This window comes from Bradyrhizobium guangxiense (assembly GCF_004114915.1).
GTDB lineage: Bacteria > Pseudomonadota > Alphaproteobacteria > Rhizobiales > Xanthobacteraceae > Bradyrhizobium > Bradyrhizobium guangxiense.
The window spans coordinates 4,487,703-4,500,248 of record NZ_CP022219.1; the positions used below are offsets into that span (position 1 = coordinate 4,487,703).

Sequence of the window (12,546 nt, forward strand, 5' to 3'; positions counted from 1 at the left end):
GAACATGGCGAACACTCCGAAAAAGGTCAAAGACCCCACAGAAGTCGCGCTTTCTGCGATCCAGGAAGCCCTCAACATCAGCGACACCGCTGCGGACCCCAGCCGCAACGCCGCGATGCGCAACGAAACCGCGCCCCAGGTTGCGCCGCCGGCTCCGCCGGCCTTCGACGAGCCGGGCTTTGAGCCGCGCCCTGCCGCCAACGAACGCTCGACCGTGTTCGACCCGATCGAGGAGCCGCGCTCAACGCGTCGCGCCGCCAACGACGACCGCGAGACGATCGGCCAGCTGCTCCAGGCGCTTCAGAAGGGCCGCCCTGCCCGCAGCATCTATACTTTCGCCACCGTCTTCGCCGGCGTCTGGCTTGCTGCCTGCGCCGCGCTGACCGTCGGCTTCCTGCCCTCGATCCAGGCCGCCATGGGCCAGAGCGGCGGCGTGCTCGTCATCGCCGGCCTGATCGCGATGTTCTTCGCGCCGATCATGCTGTTCTACTTCCTGGCGAGCCTGGTCTGGCGCGGCCAGGAAATGCGCATGATCGCCCAGGCGATGGCGCAGGTCGCGATCCGCTTCTCCGAGCCCGAGGGCTCGGCCTCCGATTCCATGGTCACCGTCGGCCAGGCCATCCGCCGCGAGGTCGCGGCGATGGGCGACGGCATCGAGCGCGCCATCGCGCGCGCCGGCGAGCTGGAGACGCTGGTCGCCAACGAGGTCGCCGCGCTCGAACGCGCCTATTCCGACAACGAAGTGCGCATCCGCGCCCTGCTCCAGGACATCGCGCACCAGCGCGACAATCTGGTCGGCCAGGCCGAGCAGGTCCGCAGCGCCATCTCCGGCGTGCAGATCGATCTGCGCCACGACATCGCGTTGATCTCGGATGCAATCGCCTCGCGCGTCGACGAGGTCGCCAAGTCCATCACCGGCGCGCTGGAAGAGCGCGGCGCCCACATCACCCAGGCGCTGAGCAATGCCGGCGACAACATGATCCTGGCGCTCGGCGAGCGCGGCGGCGACCTGCTCGACCGCCTCGAGGAGGCCAGCAACGAGACCACGCGCGCCGTGCTCGACGCCAGCGAGCGGCTGACCACCAGCCTCAACTTCAAGACCGGCCATGTCCACGACGAGTTCGTCGACCTCGCCGACCGCGTCCACGAGATGCTGAACGAGCGCATCGACCGCATCACCGGCGAATTCGAGCAGCGCTCCGCCGCGATCGTCGACGGCATCTCCGAGCGCACCGAGCAGGTGCACGATTCCCTGAAGAACTCCTCCGACTCGCTGCTGCTCGAGCTCGAGCTGCGCTCCAGCGACATCTCGGCCAAGATCGACGACGCCGGCAACCGGCTCGCCGACCAGATCGTGACGAGCGGCGACAAGGCCGGCGAGGCGCTCAACGCCACCGTCAATGCCCTCGTCGCCAAGGTCGCCACCCAGACCGAGACCGCGCACGATTCGCTGTCGCTGCAGATGAGCGCGTTCGACGAGCTGGTCAGGAACCAGGGCACCGAGCTGGTGGAGAAGTTCGCCCGCGACTCCGGCACGCTGGGTGCGCTGATCACGCGCCACATCTCCGAGTTCGACCGCACCGTGAAGACCTTCGGCGGCGAGATCGTCGAGCGCATGGGCCAGCGCACCCAGGACATCCATGAGTCGCTGAAGACCTATGTCGACAATTTCGACACCCGCTTCACCGCCAACGGCGGCGAGATCACCGCGATCCTCGACCAGCGCCTGGTCCAGTTCGAGACCACGATCGGCGAGCGCGTCAGCAATTTCGACGCCGCGCTGAACGGCAAGATCGCCAGCCTCGACGGCACCATCGAAGGCCATATCAAGACCTTCGACGAGCAGCTTGGCGGCCGCGTTGCTGCGCTGGAGCAGTCGTTTGACACCCGCGCGAAGTCCATGACCGACACCATCGACGGGCGCATCAACACGCTGGCGACGTCGCTGACCGACGGCGCGGCGCAGGCGATCCAGTCGATCGATTACCGCCTCACCCACCTGACGACATCGCTCACCGGCGGCGCCTCACAGGCCATCGAAACCATCGATGCGCGCCTGAACCACCTCACGAGCACGCTGACCGACGGGGCGTCGCAGACGATCCAGTCGATCGATACCCGTCTGACCCATCTCACGACGACGCTGACGGGCAATGCGACGCAGGCGCTCGAGTCGATCGACTCCCGCCTCACCTACCTGACCACCGCCGTGACCAACGGCGCCTCGCAGGCCGTGCAGTCGATCGATACCCGCCTGACCCTCCTGACCTCGACGCTCACCGACGGTACCGCCCAGGCGATCGACGCGGTCGACCGCCGCATCACCGGTGTTACCGAGATCATTGACGGCCGCAGCATGCATCTGACCGACACGGTCACGGCGCGCTTCCAGGAGATCCGGCAGGCCATCGAGACCAAGGTCGGCTCGGTCGCCAGCGACATCGACGTGCGCGTGGCGCAGTTCGAGGACCTGCTCGGCTCGCGCGTCGAGGCCGTCGCCGGCCGCATCGAAAGTAGCGGCCGCCAGGCCAGCGAGGACATGATGTCCCGTGCCGAGATGATCTCGACCGCGATCCGCTCGCATGTCGAGGACGCCGAGCGCTCGCTCACCAACCTGGTCGTCAATACCAGCGAGACGATCCAGACCGGTGCGCGCACCGCCCAGCAGTCGCTGATGACGGTTTCCTCCGACGTCAACGCCCAGCTCAAGATGACCTCGGCCGAGGTCGAGCGCGCGCTGACCGCGGTCGGCACCGGTTCTGCCAACTCGATCCTGAACAGCGCCCGCGAGGCGCAGTCGACGCTGGTCGCAGCGTCGGGCGAAGCCGCCAACCAGATCAAGGGGCTCGCGGCCGACGTCGAGCGCACGCTGTCGGCGGCAGGCTCGGCCACTGCAGCCTCGATCCTGGCCGGCGCCCGCGAGGTGCAGACCACCCTCGTCACGACGTCCTCGGACGCGGCCAACCACGTCAAGACGCTCACCGCCGACGTGCAGCGCTCGCTGTCGCTGGCCGGCACGACCACGGCGGAATCGATCACCGCCGGCGCGCGCGATGCGCAGAGCGCGCTGATCGCAGCCTCGACCGAGACCGCCAACCAGATCAAGGCGCTGTCCTCGGACGTGCAGCGCTCGCTCACGATGGCCGGCACCGCGACCGCCGAGACCATCATGACCGGCGCCCGCGAAGCCCAGAGCACGCTGATCAATTCGTCTTCGGATGCAGCGAACCAGGTCAAGTCGCTCGCGGCGGAAGTGCATCGCTCGCTCTCGCAGGTCGGCCAGTCGACCGCCGAGACGATCACCACCAGCGCCCGCGACGCCCAGAGCACCCTGCTTGCGGTCTCGGCCGAACAGACCAGCCAGGTCCGTTCGCTCGCGGCCGAGATGCAGCGCGCGCTGGCGACCGCCGGCGGCGCCACCATCGAGGCGCTGACGAGCGGCGTGCGCGAGGCCCAGGGCTCGCTGATCTCCGCCTCGACCGACGCGGCGACCCAGATCAAGTCGCTGACCACGGACATCGAGCGCACGCTGACCGCGGTCGGCGCCGACACCGCCTCGACCATCCTCAACAGCGCGCGTGAGGCCCAGACCTCGCTGACCTCGCCCTCGGCGGATGCCGGGAGCCAGATCCGCACGATCTCGACCGAGATCGAGCGCACGCTGAGCGCGGCCGCCGCGAACGCCACCAACGACATCCAGACCAGCGCGCTCAACGCGCAGAACGCGCTGATCTCGGCCTCCAACGAAGCGAGCTCGCGGGTCAAGTCGAGCTCGGCCGACGTCGAGCGCTCGGTGCTCGCCGCCAGCTCCAGCTTCGGCCAGGCCATGACCGGCAAGACCGACGAGATCGTCACCTATGTGCAGCAGCAGGCCGACCGTCTGTCGAACATGATCGACGCCAAGCGCGGCGCGCTGATCGACGCGATCGGCTCCAAGAGCAGCCAGCTCACGCTCGACATCGACCGCGTCACCTCGGACGCGCTGAAGTCGATCGAGACGCGCGGCCAGGCCTTCTCGCAGACCATGATGGGCAACGGCTCGGAAGTCGCCCGCACCATCAACGCGGCGAGCGAGATCGCGACCGGCGCGGTCAGCAAGTCGCTCAAGGACCTCGAGCAGGCCTCGCGTTCGGCGATCGACCAGTCGCGCCAGGTCTCGATCGCGGCCGTCACCGAGATGCAGGAGACCAGCAAGATCCTGCGCACCGACACGGTGGCGCTGTTCGAGCGCCTGCGCGAAGGCAACATCCTGCTCCAGGAGGTGCTGACCGGTGCGCACGACAACCTCAACTCGCTCGAGCGCGCGCTGGTGACGCGCGTCGCCGACTTCGTCTCGGCGATGAACGACGTCACCTCGCGCAACGGCGCGGCGACGCAGAACCTGGAAGACCAGCTCAACGTCTTCAACAGCAAGACCACGAAGGCGCTGCAGGATCTCGGCGAGCTGTCGACCCAGTTCGACAAGCACGGCCAGGCTCTCGTCGAGGCCGCGCAGGTCGTCGAGCAGAGCAACAAGAACACCACCGCCTCGCTCGCCGAACGCAAGCAGGCGCTGGAATCGCTCGTCACCACGATCGACCTGCGCACGGCCGATCTCGACCAGCGGCTGTCGCGCTTCACCGGCCTGCTCGATGAATCGCTGGCCGCGGCCGAGGAGCGCCCCCGCGACATCGCCCGCGTCGTCGCCGAGACGGCCGGCGCAGGCTCCGCCGCGATCCCCCGCCAGTTCGAGGCGGTGCGCGCGGCCTCCGAGGAGGAGCACCGCCAGACCATCGAGGCGATGCACGACATCTACCGCCAGACCACGGACGAGGCGGATGCGATGTTCAAGCAGTCGACCGAGAAGTTCACCAACCTCGTCTCCAGCATGAAGCAGATGGCCTTCGAGATGCACAACGAGCTCGAAGCCACCCGCAACGAGCTGCGCCGCGGCGTGCTCGAGATGCCGCAGGAGGCCGCCGAGAGCACTGCGCAGATGCGCAAGGTGATCGTCGATCAGATCGAGGCCCTCGCCGAGCTCAACCGCATCGTGGCTCAGCATGGCCGTGGCCTCGACGTCACCACGGCGGGCCGCGCCTCCGTCGCCGTCCAGCGCCAGCAGGAAGAGCCGATGATGGCAACGGCGGGCGGTCGTGGCGGCGAGACCCGCATGCGCGACACCGGCAGCGCCTCGACGCTGCCGCCGCCGGACCTCGGCATGCCGGCCCCGCGCCGCACCGAAGCGCCGCCGGTCGCGCCCGCAGGCAGCGACCAGGGCCGTGACGGCTGGCTGTCGGACCTGCTCAACCGGACGGACGCCAATCAGGGCGCCCCGACCGGCCGCGAGGCCCCGCGCGGCCGCGCCGCAGCCGCGCCGCAGCCGCAGGCCCCGCAGGCAAGCGCCAATCCGCTGGAATCGCTGTCGCTCGACATCGGCCGGCTGATGGACCGCAACCTCGCCGCCGAGATGTGGGACCGCTATCAGCGCGGCGAGAACAAAGCCTTCACCAAGCGCCTCTACACGCCGGCCGGCCAGAAAGCCTTCGACGAGGTCGCCCGCAAGTACCGCGCCGACCGCAACTTCAAGGGCACGGTCGACCGCTACGTCGCCGAGTTCGAGCGCCTGCTCGACGAAGTCGCCCGCGACGGCCGCGGCCCGCAGGAGCTGCGCGGCCACCTGACCTCGGAGACGGGTCTGGTGTACACGTTGCTCGCCCATGCGGCGGGACGGCTGGGGTAAGCGCGACGACGACACGAATAGAAACGGAGGCCTCACGGCCTCCGTTTTGTTTTTGAGCGCGTCATAGCGCGGCGAGCGCGCCCGCCTCTACCGCCTGCCGCTCGGCGCAGCCGCCGGCTTCGGCGGCTCGGGCGGCGGAGCCGGCTGCGATGAGTTGCTGGCGCCGAACAGCACCCGGGTCGGGTTGCGGTCGAAATTGTTCACGGCGCGGCTGATGTCCCCGAGGGTGCGGCGGCCGTCGGCTATCAGCGCGCCCGAGCGCCTGTCGAAATCGTCGGCGAGTTCGCGGATCGACTTCACGGCCTGGAACAGCTCGCCGCCGTCCTTGCCGCCGGCGAGCGTGTTGAGGCCGAGCATGAGATTGTCGGCCTTGAGCATGACGCCATCGACCTTGGCCATCAGGCCGTCGATCTTCTCGGAATTGCGCGCGAGCGAGTTGGTGAAGGTCTCCAGATTCTTCAGCGAGTTCTTCACCGATTCCTGATTGTCGGCGACGATCTTGTTGATGTTCTGCAGCGTGCCGCGGATCGCCTCGGTGACGTCCTGCAGCTTGTTGGGATCGGCGGTTAGCGTCGGGATGCCGTCCTGGTCGAGCGGGGGCGGAGCCGCGGCCTCGTCGCCGCCCTTGAGCGAGATCGCGGCAACGCCGGTCAGGCCCTGGAATTCGAGGCCGACCAGGGTGTCCTTGCGGATCGGGGCGTTGTTCTCGATCATGGCGAGTGCGACAACCCGCCGCGGGTTGTCGAGCTTCACCGAGACGACCTCACCCACCCGGATACCGTTGAAGTTGACGCTGCCGCCATTGCGCAGGCCCGCGGCCGGGCCCTCGAACACGACGCGCAAGGGGCTGCGCTGCTTGGTGGTGTGCAGCGACTGGAACCAGAGCACGAAGCCGATCGCCGCGGCGATCACCGCCAGCGTGAACGACCCGATCAATACGTAGTTCGCCCGCGTTTCCATCAGGAGCTCCGGCTACTCAACTCATCACCGCGCGGGCGCGCTTGCCATGGAAATACTGCCTCAGCCACGGATGCTGCGAGGCCTGCATGTCGGCGATCGACCCTGCCGCAATGATCTTACCGTTCCCTAAAACGGCAATGCGGTCACATGCTGTGTAAAGGCTGTCGAGATCGTGGGTTACCATGAAAACCGTCAGCCCCAAAGTACGTTGCAGCGTCCGGACCAGCTCGTCGAAATCGCCGGCGCCGATCGGATCGAGGCCCGAGGTCGGCTCGTCCAGGAACACGAGGTCCGGATCGAGCGACAGCGCGCGCGCCAGTGCCACGCGCTTGATCATGCCGCCGGAGAGCTCCGACGGAAACCGCTCGGCGACCTCGGGCTTGAGGCCGACCATGGTGAGCTTGGCCATCGTGATCTCGTCCATCAGCCGCTGCGAGACCCGCATATATTCGCGCATCGGAAACTGGATGTTCTGCCGCACGGTGAGCGAGGAGAACAGCGCGCCCTGCTGGAACAAGACGCCCCAGCGCCGCTCCACGTTGCGGCGCTGCGACGTGCTCGAGGAATCCAGATCGACGCCGAAGACTTCAATGCTGCCCGAGACTTTCGGCACGAGACCGATGATGGTGCGCGTCAGCACCGACTTGCCCGCACCCGAGGGGCCGACGAAGCCGAGGATCTCGCCGCGCTTGACGTCGAGGTTGAGGCCGTCGAGCACGCGCGTCGCGCCGAACTGCACGGTGATGTCGCGGACGCGGATGATCGGGTCTTGCATCTCGCCTTGAGCTTCTCTTGCCATCGTCACATCCCGATCGAGGCGAAGAAGATGGCGAACACGCCGTCCATGACGATCACGAAGAAGATGCCCTTCACCACCGAGGCCGTGGTGTGCTGTCCAAGCGATTCCGCGCTGCCCTGCACGGCGAGACCTTCGACGCAGGCGACGATGCCGATCACGGCGGCCATGACGGGCGCCTTGACCATGCCGACGATGAAATGGTCGATCGAGATGGCATCACGCAGGCGCAGCAGGAAGGCCTCGGGCTCGACGCCGCCATAGAGCCAGGCCACGAGCCCGCCGCCATAGAGCGCGGCCATGGCGCCGAGGAACGCCAGGATCGGCAGCGCCAGCACCAGCGCCATCATGCGCGGCAGCACCAGCACCTCGATCGGATCGAACCCCATGGTGCGCAGCGCGTCGATCTCCTCGCGCATCTTCATCGAGCCGAGCTCGGCGGTGTAGGCGCTGCCCGAACGCCCCGCGACCATGATCGCGACCAAGAGCACGCCGATCTCGCGCAGCACCAGCACGCCCAGCATGTCGACGACGAAGATGTCGGCGCCGAACCTGCGGAAATGGAAGATGCCTTGCTGGGCGATGATGCAGCCGATCAGGAAGGTGATCAGCACGATGATCGGCACCGCGCGCCAGCAGACCTGCTCCATGTGATGCACGGTCGAGGTCAGGCGGAACGAGCGTGGATGGAGCAGGACGCGAAACCATGCCGCGAGCACGGCGCCAAGCATGTCGATGAGGCCCGCGATCGCCCCGCCGATACCGGCCACCGTCCGGCCGATCTGCTCCAGCATGCCGGCGATGGTGATCGGGGTGCTGTCGACCACGGCCGTCCCCCTGACCCGCCGCACCTCGTCCACGAGGCTGGAATAATTGGCGGACAGCCCCGCGATCTGCGCCTCGACGGGCCCTTTGGTCAGGCTGCGGCGCAGCCGCTCGATCAGCCAGGCGCCGAACGTGTCGAGCTTGGCGACTTCGGAGACGTCGATGAAGATGCTTTGCGGGCTGCCGGCGAGCTTCTCTGCATCGGCCACCATCCGCTCGAGGACCGGCGCGAAGCTCGCGGTCCAGGTCCCAGTAGCGCAGAGTGCCAGCGCGTTGCCCTTGGCAATCCGTTCCAGCTTCGGATCGCTAGTCAAGATGTCCGCTCCCGTGCCGGGGCGGAAATAATCAGATGGTTGCGCACGCGCCCTTACCCAGAGAAGGTATCCCCAAGTGGTTAATGTTAGTTGCTAGAGGTAACTAGCAGGTTCAGATTTCGCCAGAGTTCAAAATGACTTCCATGAAATTTGCGTCCCTGGCGACGCGAATCGAGCGCTTCCCGATCGCCGGCAGCTTCACCATCAGCCGGGGGGCCAAAACCGAGGCCGTAACTGTCGTGGCGGAGGTCAGCCGGGACGGGCTGACCGGCCGCGGCGAGTGCATGCCCTATCCGCGCTATGGCGAGACGCCCGAGGCGACGCTCGCGGCCGTCCAGGCGATGCAGCAGGCCGTCGCGGGCGGGTTGACGCGGCAGGCCCTCCAGGCCGCCATGGCGCCCGGTGCGGCCCGCAACGCCCTGGATTGCGCCCTGATCGACCTCGAGGCCAAGGCGGCAGGCCTGCGCGCCTGGAACCTGCTCGACCGCCCGGTGCCGGGCGAGCGCACCACCGCCTACACAATCTCGTTAGGGACGCCCGAGGCCATGGCCGCCGCGACCGCCAAGGCGGCGCACCGGCCCCTGCTCAAGATCAAGCTCGGCGGCGACGGCGATCCCGAGCGGATCGCCGCGGTCCGCAAGGCCGCGCCCGAATCCGAGCTGATCGTCGACGCCAACGAGGCCTGGACCGAGGCCAATCTCGAAACCAACCTTGCCGCCTGCGCCGCCGTCGGCGTCACCCTGGTGGAACAGCCGCTGCCGGCAGGCAGGGACGAAGCGCTGGCGCGGATCAAGCGCCCACTCGCGGTCTGCGCCGACGAGAGCGTGCATGACCGCTCGTCGCTTGCTCCGTTGCGCGACCGCTACGACGCCGTGAACATCAAGCTCGACAAGACGGGCGGCCTCACCGAGGCGCTCGCCATGGCGGACGCCGCGCAGGCGCTCGGCTTCGAGATCATGATCGGCTGCATGGTCGCGACCTCGCTGTCGATGGCGCCGGCGATGCTGGTGACGCCGCAGGCACGCTTCGTCGATCTCGACGGCCCGCTGTTGCTCGCGCGCGACCGCGACCATGGGCTGCGTTACGACGACAGCCTGGTCTATCCGCCGGACGCCTCGCTCTGGGGCTGAGCCATCAGCCGGTGCCGCGCCGACCAGATCAGAACCGCGCCGCCGGCGGCCATCGCGGCCATGACGTAATACAGGCCGTCGCCGATGCGGGCGTAGATCGCGCCTGATGCGATCGAGGTCGTGGCACCCAGGAGGCCGTTGCACGCGGCGTAATAGCCCTGCCCTCGCGCGATCTGGTGCTGCGGCACGCGCTGCACCAGCAAGTTCATCGTGCCGACGATGGTCATGCCGAAGCTGAGGCCGTGGCCGAGCTGGACGATCGCCAGCAATGCGAGCGGCGGCTCGCTCGCGGTGAGGATCCAGCGCACCACGGCGCTGAGCCCCCCGATCGCGATCATGGTGGAGGGATGCAGCGAGAAGCGCGGCGACAGCGCGAACACGATGATCTCGGCGATCACGCCCAGCGTCCACAGGGTCGCGATCGTCAGCCCGCTGATCCCGTGGAGCTGCCAGTTGATGGCCGAGAAGGTGTAATAGGCGACGTGGCTGCCCTGGATCAGCGCCGCCGAGACGATGACGGCCCAGAAGCCGGCATCGCGCAGCAGCGCCTTGCCGGCATGCCTCTCCGTCGTCTTGCGCCTGAGATCGTCCAGCGGTTGAAGCAGCAGGCTGGCTGCGACCGCAACCACGGCCCATGCGACGATGACCCAGATCAGGTCGCGCGCGGCGATGCTGTCGACGAGATAGCCGCAGGCGAGCGAGCCGGCGGCGAAGGCCGCCGAGCCCCACAGCCGCAGCGGTCCATAATCGAGCCCGTAACGGGCGACACCGCGCAGCGCATAGGCATCGGTCAGCGGCATCGTCGGCGTCCACATCATGCAGGTCAGCGCGTAGATCAGGAACAGCGCCAGCGGCTGCTGCTGCAGGCCGACCGCCGTAAATCCGATCGCGGTGGCCAGCACCGACACCATCATGGCGGCGCGAATGGCATGGCGCTTTTCGGCAAAGGCGGTCACTTGCGGCAGCGTGGTGAAGCGCGTGATCGCCGGCAGCGCGTTGATGAGCCCGATCCAGGCCGCATCGATGCCGATCGCCTTCAGCCATACCGGGAAGAACGGCAGATGCGTGCCCGAGACTGCGAAGACGGCCGAATAGAACAGGGCGAGGCCGACGGCGAATCGCCGCTTTCTGGATGCAGCGATGGGGATTTGTGATTCGGACTGCATCAAACCAATTGCGATTCGGTCGATATCGTGGTGATCGTTACATTAACGCGCAGTGATTTGCGCGACGAGATTGCCATGGCCAACGAAGCATTCGCCCTCTCGCCTATGTCTGCCCGCGCGGCCGAGCCGAACGAGCAGGATTACGACGCGATCCGCGAAGCCTTCATGGAGACCGCGCGCGGCCGCTGGTTCCTTGGCGAATACGCCAAGCGCAACCGCAATGCCGACACGCGCATGGTGCTCGATGCGGTCGCCAAGATCGAGGAAACCCTTGCGGCGCAGCGACAACCCGTCGTCGAGGATCGCCTGCCCGAAGCGCTGGTCGAGATCCGCCGCGCCATCCGCGAGGCCGAGACCATCGCGCTCGCGGCCTTCGACCCCGCGGCGGTCGAAGCGAGTCTCGCACCGATCCCGCGCGGGGTGCGCATCATCAAGGAGATCTCCTGGCGCTGGCGCGAGATCGGCGCCGACGGGCGCATCTGCGACCTCATTGATTCGCAGCTCGCCTCGATCGAGGCCGCCTGCGCGCAAGTCTCGACCATCGATCCCCGCGTCGAGCTCAGGATCGCCTTCGATCTGCTGAAGGATCGGGTCGAGCGGACCGAGGGCGGCGCAACGCCGCAGGCGGCGGCCCCGGCGCAGGAGGCGCCGTCATCCGTCGCCGAAGCGCCCGTCGAGACCGCGGTTGCGGCGATGGCCAGCGAAGCAGCCGTGGCATTTACGGAGCCGCCGCAGGACATCGCGCCAGAAGCCGCCGTGGATGCGGCCGGCGCCGCCGAAGCGTTTGCCGCTGCCGAGCCGGCGCCGGAGGGGTCCGCCACGACGGAGATTGCGGTCGAAAGCCAGATGGCTGTCGAAAGCCAAACCGCCATTCAAGACATCGCGCGCGACCAGGCCGTGCCTGAAAATGTCGCGGCGGAAGATACTGCGCCCGACGACGTCTCGTTTGAAGCGCCGGCCACCGACCCCGCCGCCTTTACGGAAGTCTCCGACCCGTTCGCGCTCGATGCGGCCGCGCAGGCCGAGGACGACGCCGTGCTCGAGGCCATCGCGCTGGAGATGGCCGCGCCCGATCCGGAGTTCGACGAGATCATTGCGCCAATCGAGATGGACGCGGCCGTTTCGGCGCCGATGGTTGCAGAGGCCACAGCGCCCGTCGCCGCCGAGCTGCCGGAGCCGATTGCGTCTCCGCCCGTCGTCGCCCCCGTCGTGGAAGAGCCCGCCGTGGAGGCGCCAATCGCGATGGACTCGCTCGCGCGCCTCACCGACGCCATCGCGGAGGCCGCCGCCGAAGTGATGGAACAGCAGGCCCCGGCGATGGCAGCCACCGCCAATTTCGCCGTGGCACCGGCCACGCCGCTGCCTACGCCCTCGCCCGTCCCAGAACCCTCGCTCGGCGCTACCATCCTCGCCAGCGGCATTCTGCAAAAGCCCCGCGCGCCGGCGAACGATCCCCTCGCCCCGATCCGCCGCATGACCCAGGCCGAGAAGATCGCGTTCTTTTCGTAAGAGGGAGCATCGGGTCCCGGCTCAGCAGCGCACCGCTGAGCCGGACGATGTTTCGCATCGCCGGAGAAGCGCCGCGGTGCGCTGCTGAGCGTGCACCTCAGGGTGACGGCGATCGATCCGAGCGCGC

Annotated in this window: 7 protein-coding genes; 3 read left to right on the top strand and 4 right to left on the bottom strand. The window is 67.9% G+C overall.

The window, feature by feature from the left end:
* Window positions 1-4: 4 nt before the first annotated feature.
* The gene (locus tag X268_RS21570; protein WP_128926777.1) at window positions 5-5,719 is read left to right on the top strand and encodes an apolipoprotein A-IV repeat region-like domain-containing protein; all 5,715 of its coding nucleotides are present in this window, start codon (window positions 5-7) and stop codon (window positions 5,717-5,719) included.
* An 87-nt stretch (window positions 5,720-5,806) separates the two neighbouring features.
* Here X268_RS21570 and X268_RS21575 read toward each other — a convergent pair whose 3' ends face one another.
* The 3 genes from X268_RS21575 to X268_RS21585 are packed head-to-tail and all read right to left on the bottom strand — an operon-like array spanning window position 5,807 to window position 8,614.
* Window positions 5,807-6,679, bottom strand: coding sequence for an MlaD family protein (locus X268_RS21575; RefSeq protein ID WP_128926778.1), 873 nt, complete (start codon window positions 6,677-6,679; stop codon window positions 5,807-5,809).
* A gap of 16 nt (window positions 6,680-6,695) precedes the next feature.
* Window positions 6,696-7,478, bottom strand: coding sequence for an ABC transporter ATP-binding protein (locus tag X268_RS21580; RefSeq protein ID WP_164937851.1), 783 nt, complete (start codon window positions 7,476-7,478; stop codon window positions 6,696-6,698).
* Between the two features lie 2 nt (window positions 7,479-7,480).
* The gene (locus tag X268_RS21585; protein ID WP_128926780.1) at window positions 7,481-8,614 is read right to left on the bottom strand and encodes an MlaE family ABC transporter permease; all 1,134 of its coding nucleotides are present in this window, start codon (window positions 8,612-8,614) and stop codon (window positions 7,481-7,483) included.
* 134 nt (window positions 8,615-8,748) lie between these two features.
* Between X268_RS21585 and dgcA the strand changes: the two genes are divergently transcribed.
* Window positions 8,749-9,744 carry an N-acetyl-D-Glu racemase DgcA gene (dgcA, locus tag X268_RS21590; protein WP_128926781.1) on the top strand — a complete coding sequence of 332 codons (996 nt, stop codon included), beginning with the start codon at window positions 8,749-8,751 and terminating at the stop codon, window positions 9,742-9,744.
* Here the strand turns inward: dgcA and X268_RS21595 are convergent.
* On the bottom strand, window positions 9,714-10,910 hold the full coding sequence (locus X268_RS21595; RefSeq protein WP_128926782.1) for an MFS transporter: 1,197 nt from the start codon (window positions 10,908-10,910) through the stop codon (window positions 9,714-9,716). The genes dgcA and X268_RS21595 overlap by 31 nt on opposite strands.
* Before the next feature lie 75 nt (window positions 10,911-10,985).
* On the opposite strand from X268_RS21595, the gene X268_RS21600 reads away from it, so the two are divergent.
* Window positions 10,986-12,419 (top strand): hypothetical protein, encoded by a 1,434-nt coding sequence (locus tag X268_RS21600; RefSeq protein ID WP_164937852.1) that lies wholly within the window; start codon window positions 10,986-10,988, stop codon window positions 12,417-12,419.
* Window positions 12,420-12,546: the final 127 nt, after the last annotated feature.

What these genes read in the sequence shown, in the direction of transcription:
- X268_RS21580 (WP_164937851.1), bottom strand. Translation starts at nt 7,478, where the DNA reads ATGGCAAGAGAAGCTCAAGGCGAGATGCAAGACCCGATCATCCGCGTC.
- X268_RS21600 (WP_164937852.1), top strand. Translation starts at nt 10,986, where the DNA reads ATGGCCAACGAAGCATTCGCCCTCTCGCCTATGTCTGCCCGCGCGGCC.
- dgcA (WP_128926781.1), top strand. Translation starts at nt 8,749, where the DNA reads ATGACTTCCATGAAATTTGCGTCCCTGGCGACGCGAATCGAGCGCTTC.
- X268_RS21595 (WP_128926782.1), bottom strand. Translation starts at nt 10,910, where the DNA reads ATGCAGTCCGAATCACAAATCCCCATCGCTGCATCCAGAAAGCGGCGA.
- X268_RS21575 (WP_128926778.1), bottom strand. Translation starts at nt 6,679, where the DNA reads ATGGAAACGCGGGCGAACTACGTATTGATCGGGTCGTTCACGCTGGCG.
- X268_RS21570 (WP_128926777.1), top strand. Translation starts at nt 5, where the DNA reads ATGGCGAACACTCCGAAAAAGGTCAAAGACCCCACAGAAGTCGCGCTT.